This window comes from Phenylobacterium sp. (assembly GCF_013822795.1).
Classification (GTDB): Bacteria; Pseudomonadota; Alphaproteobacteria; order Caulobacterales; family Caulobacteraceae; genus Phenylobacterium.
Map to the genome: position 1 here is coordinate 1 of NZ_PNLB01000008.1, position 19193 is coordinate 19193.

Consider the following 19193-nt stretch of genomic DNA (forward strand, 5'->3'; position numbering starts at 1 on the left):
AACGGCTCGACCCCGATCGGCGAGAAGTTCACCGTCTCGGGCGCCGTCGGCTATCAGGACGTCGACTACGACGGCGACTACACGACCTGGAACCTCGGCGTCGGCTACGCCCTCACCGACTTCCTCGGCGTGGACCTGCGCTACCACGACACCAGCGAGCACGACTTCGGCGATATCTATGAGAGCCGCGTCGTTCTGGGTCTCAAGGCTGCCTTCTAAAGGCCGCGAGACTTAAGGAAATGGAGAGCCGCCTCGGAGACGAGGCGGCTCTTTTGCTTTACTCCGGGCGGCTACTGCGGGAATTCGGCCACAGGTCAAAAAAACATCGTTCTCCTGCGGAGCGAAACCCTCGCCTTGGAGTTTCATTGGACGGTCGCGTTGACGCGTCTATGTTGCCAACCTTCGGACAGGACGCGGAGCGCGATTCATGGAGCAGATGGCCAATCGGGCTCAGACCATCCTCGCTGACGCCCTGATTGCAGCTTGCGCTTTCTTACTAGCGTACCTGCTGGCGTCGGGTCAGCTCCTGGATACTTTGGGGCCCGACCTCCCTGCATTGAAACTACTTCAGCTGATCGGAATCTATACCGGTCTGGCTGCGCTGTTTTCGACGCTGTTCCGCCGCGAGCTGTCGCCGTGGCGCTACGTCTCGATCCCCGACGCCCTGGTTCTGGCCCGCACGGCCTTCCTGACCGCCGGCGTCTTCCTGCTGATGGTCTTCGTGCTCAATCGCGCCGAAGGCCTGCCGCGTTCGGCCCTGGCCATGGCCGTCATCTTCCAGATGGGCGGCTCGATGGGCGCGCGCCTGATGCGCCGCGCCATGCATGAGCATGCGCTCGACAGCTTCTCTCCGCTCAGGACGATCAGGGACCGCGCGCCGCACGCGCCGTCGCTGCTGCTGATCGGCTCGCCTGCCATGGCTGATTCCTACCTGCGCGACGCCGCCCGTCGGCACGACCAAGCCTGGAACCCGGTCGGCATCGTCAGTCCCGACGCCCGCGACCTCGGCCAACAGGTGCGCGGCGTCTGCGTCATCGAGAGCCTCGCCAACCTCGACGAGGCGCTAACCGACCTGCGCCGGTGGAACCGCTATCCCCGCGCCATTCTGTTCCTCGACGAGCCCGGCCGCCTCAAGGGCCTGACCGCCGACCAGCTTGGTCAGCTGAAGAACGACGGCATTCGCCTGCTGCGTCGTCCCTCGATCGTCGAGCTGGCCCACCACGAAGGCATGCCGCTGCTGCCGATGCGCGAGATCAGCGTCGAGGAACTGCTGGCCCGCGAACCGATCGAGCTGGACCGCGCCGCGGTCGGGGCCCTGATCCAGGGCCGCCGCGTGCTGATCACCGGCGCCGGTGGTTCGATCGGCGCCGAACTCGTGCGTCAGGTCGCCCAATTCCATGCCGCGCACGTCACGGTGATGGACTTCTCCGAAACCTCGCTGTTCGAGATCGACCGCGAGATGGCCGAGACCTGGCCGCAGCTGTCGCGCACCGCCGTGCTCTGCGATGTGCGCAACGCCCACCGCCTGCATCAGGCGTTCCAGCGCGAGAAGCCCGACCTGGTGTTCCACGCCGCGGCGCTCAAACATGTCTCGATGGTCGAGCAGCATCCCTGCGAGGGCGTGCTGACCAACGTCGTGGGCACCTGGAACGTGACCGAAGCGGCCCGCGCCTGCGGCGCCGCCCAGATGATCCTGATTTCCACCGACAAGGCGGTCGATCCGTCGAACGTGATGGGCGCCACCAAGCGCTTGGCCGAGGCGGTCATCCAGGCCCAGCAGGCCGGCGAGGGTACGCGCTTCTCGGCGGTCCGATTCGGCAACGTGCTCGGTTCGGCCGGGTCAGTGGTGCCGATCTTCCGCTCGCAGATCGAACGTGGCGGCCCGGTACGGGTGACGCACGAGAACATCGAGCGCTTCTTCATGACCATCCCGGAGGCCGCCCAGCTGGTGCTGCACGCCACCGCGCACTCGGCCGAAGGCGAAGAAACCAAGCACGCGCGCCTCTTCCTGCTGGAAATGGGCGAGCCGGTGCGAATCATGGACCTGGCCCGCCAGATGATCGCCCTGTCGGGCCACGTCCCGGGCAAGGACATCGAAATCGAGGTGACCGGCCTGCGCCCGGGCGAAAAATTGACCGAGCTGCTGCTGGACGAGACGGAACGCTCCCTGCCCTGCGCGCCCAAGGTCATGGAGGTCGTCTCCTCCTCGGCCCTGCGGATCACCGCCAACCACCTGATCGAGCTGGAAGCCATGGCTCAGGGCGGCGACGTCGAGCAGGTGCGCAGCAAGCTGTTCGACATCGTGGCCCAAGTGCGCGGCGAGAAGCCCTCGACCCCGGCCCTTCGGGTCGTCTCCAGCGCCTGAACCGCGCCTGGGGCGCCGAGCGGACGTGACGCGGCCGCGCCGAGAGTATAATCGGGCGGCATGGCGGTTATCCTGGTCACCGGCTCGGCCGGCTTCATCGGCTCCCACGTCGCGCACCGTCTTCTGGACCGCGGCGATACGGTGGTGGGTCTCGACAATCTCAACGCCTATTACGACCCGACGCTGAAGCAGGCGCGGCTGGCGCGGCTCGAAGCCCGTGAGGGCTATCGCCACGCCGCCATCGACCTGGCTGACCGCGAGGCGATGGCGGCGCTGTTCGCCGAGGCCAAGCCGGAACGGGTGATCCACCTGGCGGCCCAGGCGGGCGTTCGCTACAGCCTCGAGCAGCCGGCGGCCTATGTCGACGCCAACCTCGTGGGTTTTGGGAACATCCTCGAAGGCTGCCGCGCCGTGCAGGCGCAGCACCTGGTGTTCGCCTCAACCAGCTCGGTCTATGGCGCCAACGGCAAGCTGCCGTTCTCGGTGCACGACAGCGCCACCCATCCGATCACGCTCTATGCGGCGACGAAGCTGGCCAACGAAGCCATGGCCCATTCTTACGCCCACCTGTTCGGCATCCCGTCGACCGGCTTCCGATTCTTCACGGTCTACGGGCCCTGGGGCCGACCTGACATGGCGCTGTTCAAGTTCACCAAGGCGATCTTGGAAGACCAGCCCATCGACGTCTTCGGCCAGGGCAAGATGCAGCGCGACTTCACCTATGTGGAGGACATCGTCTCGGGCGTGGTCGCCGCGCTCGATCGCCCGGCGCAAGTCGATCCGAACTGGAACGCGCTGGATCCCGATCCCGCCACCAGCGGCGTGGCCCCGTGGCGGATCCTCAACCTCGGCAACAGCCAGCGGGTCGAGTTGATGCGCTACATCGAGGTGCTTGAAGAGAAGCTGGGCCGCAAAGCCAAGCTGAACCTGCTGCCCATGCAGCCAGGCGACGTGGCTCGCACGGAGGCGGACGTCACCGACACCAAGGCTGCGCTGGACTACGCGCCGTCGACGCCGATCGAGGTCGGGGTGTCGAACTTTGTCGACTGGTATCTCGACTACTACCGGGTCGGCGCGAACTGAGGATCAGCGCCCGCGGGCCTGATCACGCGCAGCAGCCGCCTCTTCCTTGGCGCGGCGCGCGGCCTCGCGGGCGGCGCGGCGTTCGGAGAGGATCGACCAGGCGACCAGGCCGACGATGCACGCCGCCAGGAACGGCAGGGAGAACTGTCCAAGTCGTTCCATCAGGAAGGGCCCCTCACCTCGGCGACGTTGGTCTAGTCGATAACAGGGTTGCGCGCCCTGGCAAGCGGCGCGCTAAAGCCGCAGGTCCGCCGCCCCTTGCGGGAACATCGCCTTGACGTCGTAGAGCACCGCGCCGGGCTTGCCCAAGGCGCGGATGGCCTCGACGCCCATCTGTCGGAACTCGTTGTGGGCGACGGCGACGACGATGGCGTCGTAGGCCCCCTGCTCCAGCGTCGCGACCGGCGCCACGCCGTATTCGGCCTCGGCCTCGGCCGGATCGGCCCACGGTTCGTGCACGTCGACCGCGATCTCGTACTCTCCGAGCTCGCGGACGATGTCGATGACCCGGGTGTTGCGCAGGTCCGGGCAGTTCTCCTTGAAGGTCAGCCCCATCACCAGCACCCGCGACCCACGGACCTGGATTTCGCGACGGATCATCGTCTTGACCAGTTCCTGGGCGATGTAGCCGCCCATGCCGTCGTTGATCCGTCGGCCGGCCAGGATGACCTGCGGATGATAGCCGGCGTCCTCGGCCTTGGAGGTCAGGTAGTACGGATCCACCCCGATGCAGTGGCCGCCAACCAGCCCGGGCGTGAATTTCAGGAAGTTCCACTTGGTGCCGGCCGCGGCCAGCACCTCCTGGGTATCGATATCGAGCCGGTTGAAGATCAGCGCGAACTCATTGATCAGCGCGATGTTCAGGTCCCGCTGGGTGTTCTCGATCACCTTGGCGGCCTCGGCCACGCGGATCGAGGACGCCAGATGGGTGCCGGCCGGCACCACCGCGGCATAGAGCGCGTCGACGAACTGAGCCGCCTGCGGCGTGGAGCCCGCGGTCACCTTGGTGATGGTCGAAAGTCGGTGCTGGCGGTCGCCGGGATTGGCCCGCTCGGGGCTGTAGCCGGCGAAGAAGTCCTCGTTGAACTTCAGGCCCGAGACGGCCTCGATCACCGGCACGCAGTCCTCTTCGGTCGCGCCGGGGTAGACGGTGGATTCGAAGATCACCACCGCGCCCTTGGCGATCGCCCGGCCTACCGTGCGGCTAGCCGACAACAGCGCCGTGAGGTCTGGGCGCTTGTAGCGGTCGATTGGGGTCGGGACCGTGACGATGAAGACGTTGCAGTCTTTCAGCGCCGCCTCTTCGTCGGCGAAGGCCAGGCCAGCCGCCGCAGCCAGCTCCTCAGCCGACGTCTCCAGCGTGCGGTCGTGCCCGGCCTGCAGCTCGGCGATCCGCTCGGCGTCGATGTCGAACCCGACCACCGGATACTTTTCGGCCAGCGCCACCGCCAGCGGCAGCCCGACATAGCCAAGACCGATCACGCCGATCGCGGCCGGCGTGCGGGTGAAAGGGTTCTGCAGCATCGCCGATAGGTCTCCTAGCGTCCGGTCGCCCGGAACAGCTCCGTGCAGGCGCAGAGGATATGGTAGAACGACGTCGCCGGCGCCGGCTCGTCGACGAAGGTTCCGTCGGGCCGCAGCTTGTCGCGCCACGCGCCGGCCGCCGGCGTCTGCAGATAGCGGCGCAGCACCTCGGCCGCCGCGATCTTGCCGGCCTCGTCGCCGAACAGCAGTTCAGCCTTCAGGTGCTCGGTCTGCGGCCAGAGGCGCGCAGTCGCCTCGCGCACCGAGAAATCGTCCCAAAGCTCGTTCATGACCACTTGGCGGGCGGGGTCGATCCCACGCCGGCCAGCGTCATAGAGACCGCGGGCCGCTGCCAGGGCGTCCTTGCGCCCACGCAGTCGGCCCCACTTCTCCAGTAGCCAGGCCCATTCGAACTGGTGCCCCGGCTCGACCAGCCGGCCGTCGTCGCCATCCACCAGCCGCCAGTCGGCGTCGAAGAACTCGCGCAGGAAGCCGCCCTTCGGGTCGATGAACACCCGCAGCGCCATCTCGACGATCTCGTCGGCCATGGCGTCCCAAACGCCCCCGTCGTTCTCGGCCCAGGCCAGCGCACCTTCCAGCAGGTGCATGTGGGCGTTGGCCTGATACGGATACGCGATGTTCTCAACGAAGCCGCCGGCTCGGTTGCGCATCGCATCGAGGCCGTTCAGCACGCCGAGCGCGATTTGGCGCAGATCCATCCGATCCGGATCGACCCGGTGCAGGGTCGCCGTGCCCAGCAGAGCGAACGCCTGGTCGTATAGCATCGGCGTGTCGTCGAGCGGCGCGCCGTCCAGCCCCACCAGGGTGCGGAACAGCCCGTCCGGCCGCAGATAGCGCTCCAGGAAGAAGTCCATCCCATACCAGGCCGCCTCACGCCAAGGGCCGTCCCAACCCATCGCGCCAGCGGTGGCGAAGACGTAGGTCTGGCGACCCTGCACGCGCGCACGGCGCGGCCCCGGCCGCGGCTCGCCGGCGATGCTCAGCGCTTCGTGGTAGCCGCCGCGCTCGCGATCGGCTCCACGCTCCCACCACAGCGGCAGCGCAGCTTCCCGCACCCAGCGGTCGAACCATGCCCCAGCAGCATCGAGGCTCTCGAAGGGGGTTTCATCCCGAGGATCCACGCTCTCGTCCCGTCGCGGCGGCGAATCGACTTTCAACACTTCCAACCTTGTCCTCACACGCCCCTCGATAGCGCGTCGGGGCCTACACGTCATCGCGATTGCGCCGCGGCCGGATATGCGCAGCTTGGGGCGAAATTGCGGGAGCGCGCGCGCGTCGCTCCGCGAGGCCGGAAACCTTGCCTCACGGCTAGGGAGCTAGACTAGGATTGAACGTCCTCGTGGACGCCGTCTGACACCATAGAGGGCTCGATATGCTCGGACTGTTCAACGCCGCCGTCCTCAAGCTCAGACTCTACCTGATGAAGCGGCGCCAGTTCGACAACCTGGCCCTGCGCAGCCTGTTCCGCGAGCGCTACGACATCGACATCGGGATGTACTCCTACGGCTGCTTCGACCAGTGGCGGATGCCAGGCCCTATCCGCATCGGCCGCTACTGCTCGTTCGCCAACACAGTCCGCTCCGCGCAACCACCCGCTGGAGGCCCTGACCACCCATCCGGCGCTCTATGAGAAGAAGTTCGGCGTGGTCGACGCCGACATCACCTGGGACGAACCGCTGATCGTCGAGGACGATGTCTGGGTGGCGCATAACGTGGTGATCCTGCCGAGCTGCAAGTTCATGGCCGCGGCCCTCGACGCCACCCTCTGGTGGGAGCTCGACACTCCCGAACTGCGCCGGCTGGTGCAGAGCCAAGGCGACATGGTCAACAATCCGAGCGTCGCGGCCCTTGAGGCCTGGCGCCGGAACCAGCCGATCAGCGCCTAGCGGCTTGCGGGCTTTAGGGTCCGCAGCAGGCCGACCACTTCGCCGATCGTTTCCCGTTCGCGCAGCGCCACCAGGATGGCGAGGCCGCCCAGCAAGGCGGCTAGTATGGCGGCGGCCGGGTATTGACCGGCGTCGACCGCCGACGCCGCGGCATAGATGGCCGCAAAGGCCACGGCGAAGGCCGCCACGCGATCCCAGCCGTCCCAAGCCGGGAAGCCGACCTGACGGTTGAGCAGCGCCAAGGCGACGATCATGGCGGTGAACTCGCCCAAGATGAAGCCGGCCAGCACGCCAGGCAGACCGCCCAGCGTCATGAAGCCGAGGATCGCCGCGGGCATCGCCACGAGGCGCGCGATATTATTGGTCATCACGATGCGGCTTGCCCCGACACCGAGAGCCACATTGGTCGGCCACAGTCGGATGAACCGCGCGGCCTGCAGCATGCCGATCAAGGCGATCACGGTCGCCGGAAGGTGGAAGGCCTGACCATAGAGCAGGTCGACCGCGGTGGGCGCCACGAGTGCGAAGCCAGCCGCGATGCCGAGCCCCAACAGCACCGCCCGGCCCGCCAGCCGGTCCGCCGCCTGCTTGAGCAAGATCGGGTCGCCCCGAGCGGCCGAGATCACAGGCAGATTGGTGGCCCCAAGAATGCGAATGACCATCGCTGCGGGCGAACTGACGAGCAGCAGAACCGCCGTGTAGTGGCCAAGCGCTGTGACCCCTAGTTGGTGGCCGATCACCACGCGGTCGCCTTGCGATCCGATGAACAGAAGCAAGCCGTTGACGACCAGCGGACCGGCGAACATCATCAGCCGCCTCGCATATTCCTTCGAGTAGCCGATGGCGTAGGGCCGCTTGGCCGTGAGATGCGAGACGATCACCTGCACCACGGCACGCGTGATGAGTCCGTACAGGATCGCCGTGAAATCGCGCGTGTAGTAAGCCGCGACGATGATCGCCGCAGTGCTGGCCAGCTCAGCGAGCGCGATGCCAAGCGCCTCGGGCCGGAAATCATGCGCCCTTTGCACTCGCCGGAAGTCCAGGTGCATCCAGCCGCCGATCAACGGGGCGATCGCCAAGATCATCAGTCCGGAGGCAAGCGCCGGCTCATCATAGATCAGCGCCGTCGGATAGGCGGCTATGAGCAGCCCCAGCGAGATGAATATGCCGCGGCCGACGAAGACCAGCTGAACGAGTTTCTGCACGGTCGGCTTGTCGCCGTCGCGATCTTGAATCAGAAACCGATCACTGCCGTTGTCGCTGATCGACTCAAAGAACGACGACGTCAAAATCAACAGCGCCGCGAGGCCGAGTTGTTCGGGGCCGAGCAGCCGCACCATGATGGTGTAGCGCGCCAACGAGCACACCTGCGCGAGGACCGACGCGGCGACATATGCTCTGGTGCCTTGGCGAATGACTGCGCCCTCAACCTTCGATCAAGCCAACCGCCACTGCGACTGACGTCTCATCTGCACTCACGCCGGGGTTCACCCAGCGCCCCGGCTCGCGCCTCAGTCAGGCCGTGGCCGCCTCGAAAATCCGACGCAACTCCGTCCTGTAAACGCCGAGCAGATTATCCACCTCACGCATTCCGCCCTTGATATCCGCCGCCATTTCCTGCCGCTGATCTAGGCAGTCCTCCAGATACCCAAGCGCCGCCTCCAATTCGACGCCCGAGGTGGGGATCATCCAGTTGTACTCCAGCAAACCGAATAACCCGCTGAACTTTCGGCTGTAGGCCACGGGCACCACCGGCGTGCCCGTGGAAAAGGCTCCGATACAGGCATGCATCCGGCCCGCGACAAGGAAGTCCAGGCTCGAAATATACGATTTAGCGTCGGAAGGATTTGTGAAGTTCCCGACTCGAAGCGTGCTGGGGAATTCCGTCGCAAGTTTGTCCGCGATCCGACCATCGTCGTCCCAGGCATAGGCCTCGGCGGTCGCGTGGGGAACGAGATGCACCTCGACGTCGTCACGTGTCGCCAGTCGGCCGAGGAACCGGCGCATGAAGAGCGCATAGTCGATGCTGAGACCGAAGCGGTTGCGGCCGCTTTCAGCCTCATTGAACAACAGGCCCGACACATTGACGCCTACGCGCAGGCGTGCCCCCCCGCGCTCGCAGCTGCGATCGACGTAGGGCAAGGCGAACGCCACATCCACAGACAAGTTCCCCTTGACCGCCGGAGCCAGGTGACGGAGCACATCGAGCGAGGGCTGATCACGGGTCAGAACGCTGTCGGCCCGCTTCAGAGCCACCGACGCCAATTGGCGATAGGGCGAGCGCGTGAACGGGCCGATCGTCTGCGGAGACAACACGAGCGGCGTTCGCGCGGCAACCGCCTGCATCTTGGTCAGCCACAGGAACATGAAGCGACGCAGGCCGTAGATGTCGGCGAAACTGTCCCCCGCCCCGATGTCCAGGATGCAGTCCTGATCGGCGATGACTCGCAACGCCCCGCTGGGGTTCAGCAAAGTTCTGGTGTCGACGACGAAGAGTTCAGCCTCAGTCGGCGACACGTACGCCGCCCCATCATCGCGCATGCCGATGATGGTGAAACGCGGCGCCAGACCCATTTCCGTCGCGACCGTGCGCGCGATGGCCATGTTCGCCACGGTCAAGGCGCCGACGCCCAGATTTCCGGAGTTCGGCGAATGCCACAGCAGGCCAATCTTGATCGCCTTGTTCCCCATCGCGTCGACTCTCAACTCCAGTACCTCCACAGCGTGACCGTGCGCCGCCCGGGCGTCCCCGCCCGTCATTCGATGGCCCCCGTCCAGGGCGTCCCCGTCGGGGCCGTCAGGCCTTGATGGCGCGCGCTAGTTGCGTCCCGATCAGCGCATTGCGGCGCGATGCCGGGGTCGCGGCCAGTAGCGCGGGCACAAACCGGTCGATCAGGGCGAACGCCGACGCCGCGTCAGAACCCAGCGCCGAGAAGCGCACCAGCACGCCATCGGGGACATAGCCTTCCATCGCGGTCTTCAGGCGCACCGAGCGCTGGTCGCCGGCGCTCTTGGGCAGGTACTCGCCCATGCGAGTCCAATAAGTGACGTACTCTATCCGGTCCGCGCCCTTGGCGACGATCCGGCGGACCGGCAGTTCCGCGCCGCCTGGCAGCGCCATCTCGCCCGCCCGCACCGACTGCAGCTCAAAGCCCAGCGCCGGGTAGCAGGACTCCGGCCGGTGGAGCTGCAGCAGATCGCTCTGAGTGTCGCCATAGGCGATCAACATCATGATCTGCTCGTCGGTCTCCAGGTCGCGATAAATGCGGCTGACCATCTCGCTATACAACGTCGCGGCCAGGCCCTCGGTGTTGGGCTGAACCAGGCCGTCGCTGTCTTCCGAAGACCATTGGCCAAAGCGGACCGGAACGATCGCCTCGATCTTGTCGCCCGACTTCACCAAGCTAAGGCGCTGACGCGGCTTGAGCCCGTAGGAGACCCCGGCGGCGCCCACACAGGCGCCCAGGAACAGCAGTTCGCGACGACCGATCATGCCGCCGCTCCCTTCAGCTTCAGCAAGCGCGACATCAGGTTGTCGACCGCGAAGACCAGCAGCAGGGCCGTGACGAATAGGAAGATGCCGGCCGCCATGTGCAGGAAGCCTTGCGCCACCGCATCGCCAAAGAAGTAGGTCAGCAGCACCAGCACGACGATCCGGATGATGTTGGCCACGATAGCGATCGGGATCACCAGCGCGACGAGAAACAGCGAGTAGCGCCAGGACGCGTTGCGCAGCAGGTAGATGTAGAACAGGCTGATGGCCACCAAGCCGGTGATGGAGTTCATGCCCGAGCAGGCGTCCTCCACCAGCAGCTGGTAGTGACCGATCATCAACGTGACGCCTTCCCGGAACACCGGGATACCAACCGCTTGCAAGCCTTCAGTGGCCGCGAACGAGACGAACAGCTTCAGCGGCGCGGTGATGCCGTCCATGAACCAGCCTGGCGGCGGCACCAAAAAGCCCAGGTAAAGCAGCGGAAACCAGTTGGTCAGCAGCACCCTCAGGCCAAAACAGGCGTAGAGCAGCGAAATGCCGACGCCATACAGGCCGATCACCTCGAGGCTGATGAAGTCATAGGCGCGGCCGAAGATGTAAAGCGCCAGCGACGCGGCCATCGCCGGGATGGTCAGCCAGTCGCTGCCGGGCACCGCCGCAGCCAGCATCTCGTCGCGCTTGCGCCAAAGCAGCCACAGCCCGGTGACCAGCACGATCGGACCGTGCGCGCCGGATTCCTTCGACCAGACCTGTTCGCCCAAGGTGGCGATGGTCGGGATCGCCAGTAGCGCCATACCCAGCGCGACCACCCAAGCGCCGGTGATCGCAAACCGGGAACGCGGCGCATTCTCTGTTACTGCAGAGGCCACCGATCAGCCTTCGTTCATCACCGTGCCGACGATGCGGGCGCGGTCTTCGTTCAGTTGAGCGGCCAGGGCCTGCATGTCGCCGATGAAGCTGCGGTTACGCCGGACCACGATCAGGCTGTAACCGATGACAGTGCTGATGCGGCGCGCATCGGCGCAGCTGTTGGCGGCCGGCGTGTCGATGATCGTCATGTCGAAGTCGCGCAGCTGCTGATCGACCAGGTCCTTGAACCGGTCGCTGGCCAGCAGTTCCTGGGCGTCCGGGGCCGCGCCGCCGGAGAACATCACCGACAGCTCAGGCAGCACCGAGGATTGGATGACCCCATCCAGCGGCTCGTCCGAACTCAGCGCCTGACGCAGGCCGATCACCGGCTTGGCCGGACGGATGAGATCCTGGACGGTCGGGCGGCGGAGGTCGGCGTCGATCAGAAGCGTGTTGACGCCGATCTGGGACAGCGCCACCGCGAGATTGACCGCGGTGAACGTGCACCCCACGCCGATGCTCGGTCCGCAGATCGCCAGGCCCCGGCGGCCGTCGTCGACGTGTTGGGCCATGATGTGGGTGCGCAGGGTGCGGATGGCCTCGGCCTGCTCGCCATGCGGCGCCGACAGGCTCACGACCGACGGCGCGAAGCTCCAGGCGCTCTCCCCGCCCCCGGACAGTCCGGTCTCGCCGATCGAGGCGCCGCCGAGGGGCGCGGCTTCATTGGTCCGAGGCACTTGCGTTTCCTTGCTCATGCGTTCGCGAATTTACGACGCGCCGGCCCGCGGGCCCCGCCGGTCGGCAGCGAGAAGCCCATAAAGGTGCGCGGCTTGCTCGGCCCGGAGATCACGGCCAGCAGCGGCGCGTCGATCACCGCGGTGACATCCTCGGCGCCGCGGACGCGGCGGCCGAACAGCTCGATGAGCAGCGACACCAGCACGCCGAAACCAAGGCCGAAGCCAAGCGCGCCGAACATGATCAGCGGCATGTTGGGGAAGCTGGGGCTCTGCGGGGTCACGGCGCTGCCAAGCGGAACCAGGTTGGTTTCGCCGACCTCGGCCTCCTGGCGCAGTTCGGCGGTGCGGGCGGCGGCCTTTTCGAATTGTCCGCGGCGAAGGTCCACCTCGGCCTGCAGCTGGCGCAGGCGCTCGACCTGGTCGCGCTGACCGATGACCTTGCTCTTCTGGCGCTCCAGGGCGCCGGCGCTGACCGAGTTGGCCCCGGCCATGGCGCCCATCGCCGAGCGTTCCTGCGCAACCTGCTGGGCCATCACGGTGCGTTGCTGACGCATGGCGATCAAGTCGGGATGGTTCGGCCCCAAAACCCGCGAGGCCTGGGCGATCGAGGCGTCGATTTGGGCCAGTTGCAGCGCCGAAGCCGACGGGCCGGCGATCACCGGCGCGGCGCCGGCGGCCGACGCCTGGGCCAGGGCGCTCAGCTTGGCGCTTTCGATGTCGGGGCCGCCGTCCTGCAGCACGATCCCGGTCTGCTTTTCGTAGGCGGTCTTGGCCGCTTCAGCCGAGATCAGGACCGACTTCGCCTTCAGGGTCTGCGCGTCATACCACTCGGCGGTGCGGCGGGCGGACTCGCGGCGGAAGGCCAGGCTGGTGTCGATGTAAGACTTGCGCAGCGCGTCGGCGACGGTGCGCGCGGATTCCGGAGAGTTCGAGGTGTAGCTGATCTCGAGGATGTTGCTGCCCTCGATCAACGAGGCGCCGGTGCCGTCGATGACACGCTGAGCGGCCCAACGACGGAAGTCGCGGTCATCGCCCGGTCCACGCATATCGTACTGGGTGATCAGGTTGGGGTCGTTCAGCCAGCCAAGGTCTTCGACCACCTGGCCCGCGACCCGGTAGTCCTTGATCAGCTCGATCTGGGTCTTGGTGTAGGCCCGCGCGAAGCTGGCCGCGGCGGTGACCTGTCCGGTCACAGGGTCGGGCTTCACCAGGTCGAGCATGACCCGCGAATAGGCCGAGTACCGCGGCGGCACGATCAGCGTGACGATGAACGCGCCAAGCACGCAGCTGACCGTCGCAGCGACGGTCACCCAACGCCGCGCCCAGAGGATTCTGAGGAACTGGATGATGCTCATTGCCTGTCTCCGGCCCCCAAAGCCGTCTTAGAACAAACGCTCGCCGATGACGATCACGTCGCCCGGCTCAACCTTGTCGTCGAGATTGACCTTCAACTTCGTGCCGGCGCGGGTCACCTGCAGGCGCCGATCCGAACCGGCGGGGCCAAGGCCGCCGGCCTTGGCGATCGCCAGGCGATAGGTCAGGCCCGTGGCCACGGCATAGGAGCCGGGCGAATTGACTTGGCCGCTGATGTAGAAGAGCTCGGCCTGCGGGGCGAAGATCTTGTCGCCGGCCCCGACCACCGGATCCTGCGACGGGTCGCCGGTCGCCAGGTCCTTGATCAGCAGGCGCTTCTCGGCGCTGCCGTCGGCCGGCCGCAGGACAATGTAGTCCGCGCCGCTGGCGTTGACGCCGCCGACCCGCGCCAGGATTTCCGACAGGCGGTAAGAGCGGTTGACGGTGACCAGGCCCGGCGAGTTGACCGCGCCCAGCACCGTGACATAGCGGCTCGAATACGAGACTACCTCGACGTTGACGATCGGACTGGCGAAGTAACCGCCAGCCTGCAACGCACCGCGAACCTGCTCGCTGAGCGCCCGGGCCGTGCGGTCGCCGGCGGCGATGCGGCCGATCAGCGGCAGCTGGATGGTGCCGTCGGCCCCGATCCGCGCCCGGGTCTTGAAGTCCGCCCGGCCGAGCACCTCGACATCGACGACGTCGTCAGGGCCCAGGATATAGTCGGGCGACGGCGCCGGCTGCGCATCGACGGCGGCCGTCGACGGGGCGACCGCCGGAGCCATCGCCGGACCTGCCGTGGGGCTGGTCGTCTGCGCCAGAGCGCTCAGCGGCACGGCGAGAGCGGCCCCGAGGGTGACGATCAGTTTGGGCAGGCTATTGCGCATGGTCAGGCCTCAGTCCGATTAAAACGCGACCCCCGCCGACAGGGCGACGACAGTCCGATCATAGGTGTACTGCGGGGCGTTGGCGTCCCGATCCTCGTAACGCGCGTTCAGGGTCCAACGGATCCGCTCGCTTTGCGCAAACGTAACGCCCCCGAACACGGCGTAGCTCTGAGAATCCGTCAGCACCGGGAAGATGGCCGCGAATGAGCCATCCGTTTCGGAGTCCACGAACTCAGTGCCGAGCGACAGTGCAATTCGCGAGCCAAGATCATAGTTGCCCGAGATCCGGTAGTTGGTGTCGATCGTGTAGAGGCCGCCGATGCTGCTCGCCGGCTGGACCGCGCGCGCCATGCTGAACTCCACGCGCGCCCGCGTCGTCGGGCGGTAGGCCAATTGGACGCTCCAGGTCGAACCTTCGAAATCGCTGTCCTGCACCAGGCTGTCGGTCTCGACGGTGGTGTAGCCATAGCTGATCACGCCCTGCAGGCGGCTGCTGATCCGGCGCTCGAAGGACACCCCGAGGGTCGTGGTCTCATAGCCGCTGGCCGAGGTCGGCAGGAGGCGGTTCGGGTAATCGGTGTCGGAATAGCCGGCATAGACCGTCAGCGTTCCCAAAGCGGGACGCGAATAGGTCACGCCGACCGTGCCGTCCCAGGTCTCTGAGTCATTCTGGAACACGACGGCGTTGCTGTTCTCGGACCAGATCTTGTGGGCCGCCGCCGTAATGCCGAGGCCGGTGCCCCGGGTGCACGAGACCGTCGCCCCGAGCGAGCTGCTGTCGATGGCGTTTTGCGAGTCCACCAGGGAGACGGTCTGCGTGTTGGCCTGACCGTGATGGAACGTCCCGCCGAGTTGTCCCTGGCACGGACCGAAGCGCAGGTTGGCCCCGCCTTCAAAATCCAGGTTCTCGGTGTCGAGCTGGGTGTTCTTGTCGTGGAAGTCGTAGCCCACGCTGCCGCGCAGATAGAGCGATTGGCGGCTGACCGGCAGCAGCACGTCGGCCGTCACAGCGGGACTGAAGATGGTGTCCTCGCGCGTAATGCCGCGGAGCGCCGCGGTCGCCGCGTCCGAACGTGAAACGTTGCTGTCGTGCACGACCGTCGCTTGGACGCCGAAATTGATGCTTCGCGTCTCCTGAGCCAGCGCCGGCGTGGTCAACGCCGCAACGCCAAGCAAACCACCGCAGACGATCTTTCCGTAATGCATGCGCGTGCCCCCCAATTCGTAACGCCTTCTGACAGGCCCGAAGCCCATCAGAGAGATAGCGCCCGCGATTTGCGCGTGCACCAACAAAGTAGGCTGAAGTTTGTGAACAATCTGCTGATGAGCAGTTCGGTTAACTAACGCTTCCCAGTGAGCGTCCGGTGAACCCCACCTGGTGAGCCGTCACTGGCGCCGCGCGCCTTCAGGCGCCGGGCCTCCGACACCTCCAGGCCGCCATACCTGGCCTTCCACTTGTAAAAAGTCGGCGAGCTGAGCCCGCGCTTGCGGCACAGGTCCGCCACCGGCATGCCCGCCTCCTGCTCGCGCAGGATCCCGATGATCTGCTCTTCCGTGAACCTTGATCGCTTCATTCGTCCGTCCTTTGGTCGGGCGGACTCTAGTTATTTCTGGCTGAGTTTCAGGGGTCACGTCACCGGACGCTCACTCGAGGTCGAGGTTGCTCACGTAAGCAAAATTTACTAGCGGTGCTGTGTGTCGTGGCACATCATTTGCTTAGTCTGAATCCGGTGTCCAGCACGGAGCTGTTCCGGATAGAGGACGATGTTTGAGTATAGAGGGCGATGTTTGGATTGGGCACAATGCAATCATTCTGCCAGGTTGTCGGCACATTGGACGCGGCGCGGTGATTGGCGCCGGTGCGATCGTCACCCATGATGTCGCCTCCTATTCGATTGTTGTCGGCAATCCGGCGCGAAAGTTACGAGACCGGTTCGAACCGGCGTTGGTCGAAGCCATCGAGGCGACGAAGTGGTGGGAGCTAAGTATCCACGAACTGCGAGAATTGATCGTCCGTGACAGTGAGATTGAGTTCGCCCCAACGGCGGCCAACGTCGGTGCTTGGCAGAATGACCACCGCGCTTTGGGTTAAGGGGGGCGGTCCGATACAATGAGTATGCCGCCAATGAACAGCGCCCCCAAGGTCAGTGTGATTATACCACACTACAGCGACCTAGAACGGTTGGATATTTGTCTGGATGCGCTTCGACACCAGACTCTTTCAAGTGACTTCGAGATCATTGTTGCGGACAACGGCTCGCCAGAAGGTCCCGACGCCATTCGCGCAGTCATATGCGAGCGCGCGAGACTTGTTGTGGTGAGTGAGAAGGGGGCCGGACCTGCCCGAAACGGCGGAGTGGGGGCGTCAACTGCTCCCATTCTCGCCTTTACCGATTCTGATTGTGTTCCCGAGCCAGGATGGCTCGAAGCGGGCCTCGAGGCGCTCGAACGCTGCGATTTCGTGGGGGGGCGCGTGTGTGTGCTGGTTGAGGACCTTCAGCGCATGACAGGGAGCGAAGCCTTCGAAAGAGTTTTCGCATTCGACTTCAAGTCTTACATCACGCGTAAAGGGTTCACTGGCGCGGGAAATCTGTTCTGCAGGCGCGAGATGTTTGACCATGTCGGCGGCTTTGGCGTGGGCGTTTCGGAAGATATCGAGTGGTCTCATCGCGCGCGGAGTATGGGTTACCGCTTGGCGTACGCTCCGCAAGCCGTAGTCGGCCATCCAGCGCGCCATAACTGGAGCGCGCTCTGGTTAAAGTGGCGGCGCGTGAATCTAGAAACCTATGGCCTTTATCGCGAGCGGCAGTTTGGTAAGTTGCTGTGGCTCCTCCGGAGCTTGGCGCTACCGCTCTCAGCCGTGGTGCACACACCAAGGATATTCTTAAGCGATCAGCTGACTTCCTTTGAACAGCGCGGCCGTGCAGTCGGCACGTTGTTCAAGCTCCGGAGCTGGCGCGCTTGGCACGCCATATCTCTATTGGCTCGCACACGTTCATGAACACGCACGTAGCAATTTGCATTGTCGCCTTTCAGAACGCGGAGGACATAAGGAGATGCCTCCGGGCGGTTGAGCAATCCTCGCATACTGCATTCGAGGTGATAATTTGCGAGAACGGCGGGCCCATAGCCTTTGAGCAGCTCAAGGCCTCACTCCCGGAAAAGCTGCGGGGCGGGCAGCCGGTCGAGGTGATTTTAGCGGAACGAAATTTGGGTTTTGCAGGTGGCGTGAACATCTGCATCTCAGCGACGCCCGATGCCGACGCATGGTGGATCCTAAACCCGGATACTCAACCGGATCCCACAGCCCTTGAGCTCAAGGTGGAGCGGCTTGGGCGCGGCGACTGCGATGCCGTCGGGGGGACAGTCTATCTTCCCGATGGGCGGGTGCAGTCGTTCGGCGGCAGATGGCGAGGATGGATGGCGCGGGCCGAATCCATCGGCCACGGTAGCCCAACATCCGCCAAGCCAGATCCACGCCGAATCGAGAAGGAACAAAATTATCTGAGCGGCGCGTCGATGCTTGTTAGTAGGCGGTTCCTTGAAGTTGCCGGCCGCATGCGCGAGGAGTATTTTCTATACTGCGAAGAAGTGGAGTGGTGCTTACGCGCTGTAAGGCGTGGCCTTCGTCTTGGATATGCGGAGGGCGCCATGGTTCTTCATTATGCGGGATCTACTACAGGTTCATACGAGCAAATTCGGAAGAGGCCTAGAACGCCAATATACCTAAACGAACGCAACAAGATGCTAACAACGCGCGACATGTATCCGTTATTATTGCCGGTCGCCGCGATTTCCTCGTTGGCGCTCATTTTCCTACACTTTGGTCGGCGTGCTGCTTGGCGTCAGGTGGCTTATGGACTGGCTGGTTGGGGCGCCGGGTTAGCAAATGCGCGCGGCGTTCCGCACTTTTTGCAGAGAACCTAAGTCTGGATCTGTAGGCAGAGCCGATATTGACCTGCCCCCTTCCTGATCCCGCGTTTTGAGCGAGAGTCCGTCACCTAGAGGAGACGGACGTGAAGTAGAGCAGATTCAACGAGGCGCAGATCATCGGCGTGTTGCGTGAGCAGGAGGCCGGGAGCCCGACGGCGGATGTGTGCCGCGGCGGCACGGGATCAGCAAGCAGACCTTCTACCGCTGGAAGGCCAAGTGCAGCGGGATGAGCGTGTCGGACGCGCAGAAGCTGAAGACGCTGGAGGACGAGAGCCGGCGGCTGAAGAAGCTGCTGGTGGAGTCGATGCTGGACGTGTCGGCGCTGAAGGACCTTCTGGGAAAAAACTGATCGGGCCTGCAGCGCGCGAGGAGGGCCTGCGGTGCCCAGGCGCCGTGGCCGCAAGCGCGCCACCGGCACGCGGGCGCCGATGGCGCTGCCGGTCGGGCCCAATCAGCGCTGGAGCCTGGACTTCGTCGCCGACACGCTGAGCTGAGGCCGGCGCTTCCGGATCCTCTGCATCGTCGACGACTTCGCCCGCGAGGCCCTGGCGCTGGTCGTGGACACCTCGATTGGCGGCCATCGCATGGCCCGCGAGCTCGACGCCCTGATCGCCCGGCGCGGCAGGCCCGCGACCATCGTCAGCGACAACGGCACGGAGATGACCAGCCGGGCCATGCTGGAATGGACCAACCGCACCGGCGTCGACTGGCATTACATCGCGCCGGGCAAGCCGCAGCAGAACGGCTTCGTCGAGAGCTTCAACGGCAAGCTGCGCGACGCCGGCCGCTGCCGCCGACGATGGAGATCAACTATCAACCCCCTGGGCTCTCACAATGATCGAGGGAGCGGCGGGGGGCAGGTCACCGCGAAGGACGCGTTCGACCGTAGGTGACGCCGGCAAGCTGAACTGCGCCGACCGCGTGTGGTCTCCCTACGACAAGAAAAGTTTCGCGGCGGTTTAGCGGCGACTGGCCGACAAATAGCAAGCCACGTAGTAACCCGTCTTTAGATGTCTGAGCGGTAACGAGAGATTTCACGCGTGAACAGTGATGGCGAGA

Annotated in this window: 18 protein-coding genes and 3 pseudogenes; 9 read left to right on the forward strand and 12 right to left on the reverse strand. The window is 65.2% G+C overall.

Annotated elements, in window-relative coordinates; translation table 11 throughout:
- The 3 genes and pseudogenes from C0481_RS08670 to C0481_RS08680 all read left to right on the forward strand — a co-directional run.
- Positions 1-219: pseudogene (locus tag C0481_RS08670) on the forward strand (hypothetical protein); the annotation flags it as partial.
- A gap of 337 nt (positions 220-556) precedes the next feature.
- Positions 557-2365, forward strand: a complete 1809-nt coding sequence (locus tag C0481_RS08675) for a nucleoside-diphosphate sugar epimerase/dehydratase (RefSeq protein WP_293402696.1) — start codon at positions 557-559, stop codon at positions 2363-2365.
- A 60-nt stretch (positions 2366-2425) separates the two neighbouring features.
- Entirely contained in the window at positions 2426-3448 is a 1023-nt protein-coding gene (locus C0481_RS08680) for an NAD-dependent epimerase (RefSeq protein WP_293402698.1), read from the forward strand.
- A gap of 3 nt (positions 3449-3451) precedes the next feature.
- Here the strand turns inward: C0481_RS08680 and C0481_RS08685 are convergent, their stop codons facing one another.
- From C0481_RS08685 to C0481_RS08695, 3 genes are all read right to left on the reverse strand, one after another.
- Positions 3452-3610 carry a hypothetical protein gene (locus C0481_RS08685; RefSeq protein ID WP_293402700.1) on the reverse strand — a complete coding sequence of 53 codons (159 nt, stop codon included), beginning with the start codon at positions 3608-3610 and terminating at the stop codon, positions 3452-3454.
- A 72-nt stretch (positions 3611-3682) separates the two neighbouring features.
- On the reverse strand, positions 3683-4972 hold the full coding sequence (locus C0481_RS08690; protein WP_293402702.1) for a nucleotide sugar dehydrogenase: 1290 nt from the start codon (positions 4970-4972) through the stop codon (positions 3683-3685).
- A gap of 14 nt (positions 4973-4986) precedes the next feature.
- Positions 4987-6114: an AGE family epimerase/isomerase gene (locus C0481_RS08695; protein WP_293402704.1), complete on the reverse strand. Its 1128-nt coding sequence runs from the start codon at positions 6112-6114 to the stop codon at positions 4987-4989.
- 251 nt (positions 6115-6365) lie between these two features.
- Here C0481_RS08695 and C0481_RS08700 point away from each other — a divergent pair, with 251 nt between their 5' ends.
- Together C0481_RS08700 and C0481_RS08705 are read left to right on the forward strand one after the other, a co-directional pair.
- Positions 6366-6623, forward strand: a complete 258-nt coding sequence (locus tag C0481_RS08700; RefSeq protein ID WP_293402705.1) for a hypothetical protein — start codon at positions 6366-6368, stop codon at positions 6621-6623.
- A 13-nt stretch (positions 6624-6636) separates the two neighbouring features.
- Entirely contained in the window at positions 6637-6879 is a 243-nt protein-coding gene (locus C0481_RS08705) for a hypothetical protein (protein WP_293402706.1), read from the forward strand.
- Here the strand turns inward: C0481_RS08705 and C0481_RS08710 are convergent.
- The 9 genes and pseudogenes from C0481_RS08710 to C0481_RS08750 form a co-directional block, all read right to left on the reverse strand.
- The gene (locus tag C0481_RS08710) at positions 6876-8294 is read right to left on the reverse strand and encodes an oligosaccharide flippase family protein (RefSeq protein ID WP_293403021.1); all 1419 of its coding nucleotides are present in this window, start codon (positions 8292-8294) and stop codon (positions 6876-6878) included. The genes C0481_RS08705 and C0481_RS08710 overlap by 4 nt on opposite strands.
- Before the next feature lie 100 nt (positions 8295-8394).
- Complete coding sequence (locus tag C0481_RS08715) at positions 8395-9585, reverse strand: polysaccharide pyruvyl transferase family protein (RefSeq protein ID WP_293402707.1); 1191 nt, start codon at positions 9583-9585, stop codon at positions 8395-8397.
- Positions 9586-9676: 91 nt separating this feature from the next.
- A complete protein-coding gene (epsI, locus tag C0481_RS08720) occupies positions 9677-10372 on the reverse strand; it encodes an exosortase-associated protein EpsI, V-type (RefSeq protein WP_293402708.1) in 696 nt (231 codons plus the stop codon).
- Positions 10369-11244, reverse strand: coding sequence for an exosortase V (gene xrtV / locus C0481_RS08725; protein WP_293402709.1), 876 nt, complete (start codon positions 11242-11244; stop codon positions 10369-10371). Before xrtV ends, epsI begins: the two co-directional genes overlap by 4 nt.
- A 3-nt stretch (positions 11245-11247) precedes the next feature.
- Positions 11248-11961 carry a CpsD/CapB family tyrosine-protein kinase gene (locus C0481_RS08730; protein ID WP_293402710.1) on the reverse strand — a complete coding sequence of 238 codons (714 nt, stop codon included), beginning with the start codon at positions 11959-11961 and terminating at the stop codon, positions 11248-11250.
- 14 nt (positions 11962-11975) lie between these two features.
- Positions 11976-13316 carry a Wzz/FepE/Etk N-terminal domain-containing protein gene (locus C0481_RS08735; RefSeq protein ID WP_293402711.1) on the reverse strand — a complete coding sequence of 447 codons (1341 nt, stop codon included), beginning with the start codon at positions 13314-13316 and terminating at the stop codon, positions 11976-11978.
- A 27-nt stretch (positions 13317-13343) separates the two neighbouring features.
- Entirely contained in the window at positions 13344-14201 is an 858-nt protein-coding gene (locus C0481_RS08740; protein ID WP_293402713.1) for an SLBB domain-containing protein, read from the reverse strand.
- A gap of 18 nt (positions 14202-14219) precedes the next feature.
- On the reverse strand, positions 14220-15407 hold the full coding sequence (locus C0481_RS08745; protein ID WP_293402714.1) for an outer membrane beta-barrel protein: 1188 nt from the start codon (positions 15405-15407) through the stop codon (positions 14220-14222).
- Between the two features lie 194 nt (positions 15408-15601).
- Positions 15602-15775 (reverse strand): annotated as a pseudogene (locus C0481_RS08750) (transposase); the annotation flags it as partial.
- A gap of 194 nt (positions 15776-15969) precedes the next feature.
- Here C0481_RS08750 and C0481_RS08755 point away from each other — a divergent pair.
- From C0481_RS08755 to C0481_RS08770, 4 genes and pseudogenes are all read left to right on the forward strand, one after another.
- Positions 15970-16293 carry a hypothetical protein gene (locus tag C0481_RS08755; protein ID WP_293402715.1) on the forward strand — a complete coding sequence of 108 codons (324 nt, stop codon included), beginning with the start codon at positions 15970-15972 and terminating at the stop codon, positions 16291-16293.
- A gap of 33 nt (positions 16294-16326) precedes the next feature.
- Positions 16327-17202, forward strand: coding sequence for a glycosyltransferase (locus tag C0481_RS08760; RefSeq protein ID WP_293402716.1), 876 nt, complete (start codon positions 16327-16329; stop codon positions 17200-17202).
- A complete protein-coding gene (locus tag C0481_RS08765) occupies positions 17199-18128 on the forward strand; it encodes a glycosyltransferase family 2 protein (RefSeq protein WP_293402717.1) in 930 nt (309 codons plus the stop codon). The genes C0481_RS08760 and C0481_RS08765 overlap by 4 nt, the downstream gene beginning before the upstream one ends.
- A gap of 119 nt (positions 18129-18247) precedes the next feature.
- Positions 18248-19027 (forward strand): annotated as a pseudogene (locus tag C0481_RS08770) (DDE-type integrase/transposase/recombinase).
- Positions 19028-19193 lie beyond the last annotated feature (166 nt).

Coding starts and splice junctions, on each gene's coding strand:
- C0481_RS08680 (WP_293402698.1), top strand. CDS start 2,426: ATGGCGGTTATCCTGGTCACCGGCTCGGCCGGCTTCATCGGCTCCCAC.
- C0481_RS08685 (WP_293402700.1), bottom strand. CDS start 3,610: ATGGAACGACTTGGACAGTTCTCCCTGCCGTTCCTGGCGGCGTGCATC.
- C0481_RS08690 (WP_293402702.1), bottom strand. CDS start 4,972: ATGCTGCAGAACCCTTTCACCCGCACGCCGGCCGCGATCGGCGTGATC.
- C0481_RS08700 (WP_293402705.1), top strand. CDS start 6,366: ATGCTCGGACTGTTCAACGCCGCCGTCCTCAAGCTCAGACTCTACCTG.
- epsI (WP_293402708.1), bottom strand. CDS start 10,372: ATGATCGGTCGTCGCGAACTGCTGTTCCTGGGCGCCTGTGTGGGCGCC.
- C0481_RS08735 (WP_293402711.1), bottom strand. CDS start 13,316: ATGAGCATCATCCAGTTCCTCAGAATCCTCTGGGCGCGGCGTTGGGTG.
- C0481_RS08740 (WP_293402713.1), bottom strand. CDS start 14,201: ATGCGCAATAGCCTGCCCAAACTGATCGTCACCCTCGGGGCCGCTCTC.
- C0481_RS08745 (WP_293402714.1), bottom strand. CDS start 15,407: ATGCATTACGGAAAGATCGTCTGCGGTGGTTTGCTTGGCGTTGCGGCG.
- C0481_RS08760 (WP_293402716.1), top strand. CDS start 16,327: ATGAACAGCGCCCCCAAGGTCAGTGTGATTATACCACACTACAGCGAC.
- C0481_RS08765 (WP_293402717.1), top strand. CDS start 17,199: ATGAACACGCACGTAGCAATTTGCATTGTCGCCTTTCAGAACGCGGAG.